The sequence below is a fragment of the Vibrio sp. M260118 genome (genome assembly GCF_036533755.1).
GTDB lineage: Bacteria > Pseudomonadota > Gammaproteobacteria > Enterobacterales > Vibrionaceae > Vibrio.
The window spans coordinates 1-356 of sequence record NZ_JATABG010000740.1 but is presented as its reverse complement, the minus strand read 5'-3'; the positions used below and the strand labels follow the sequence as shown (position 1 = coordinate 356).

Annotated in this window: 1 protein-coding gene; it reads right to left on the bottom strand. The window is 43.3% G+C overall.

The annotated features are described in order from the left end of the window. Nucleotides 1–20: 20 nt before the first annotated feature. A partial coding sequence (locus QTO00_RS20940; protein ID WP_331426418.1) for an ABC transporter permease subunit occupies nucleotides 21–356 on the bottom strand: 336 nt, incomplete at its 5' end.

The window sequence follows — 356 nt, the reverse complement described above, 5'->3', positions numbered from 1 at the left end:
CGTGTACGGTATGTCGATCGTTACTTCACTTTCTCCCTAGCCAACAGCTGCGAAGCGATAACTAGTAACAAGGAGACAATCAACATCACGGTAGCAAGAGCATTCACCTCAGGTGAAATACCCACTTTAACCATAGAATAGATCTTCAATGGCAAAATTTCATAAGTTGGCCCAGTAACGAACGAGCTAATAATCACGTCGTCCAGAGATAGCGTAAAGCTAAGTAACCAACCCGCAGCGACAGCAGGTTTTGCAAGTGGCAAAATAATCTGCTTTAAGATCACCCATTCACTTGCTCCAAGGTCTTTTGCTGCTTCTAACATTTTAACGTCAAAGCCATTTAATCGGCTGTAGAC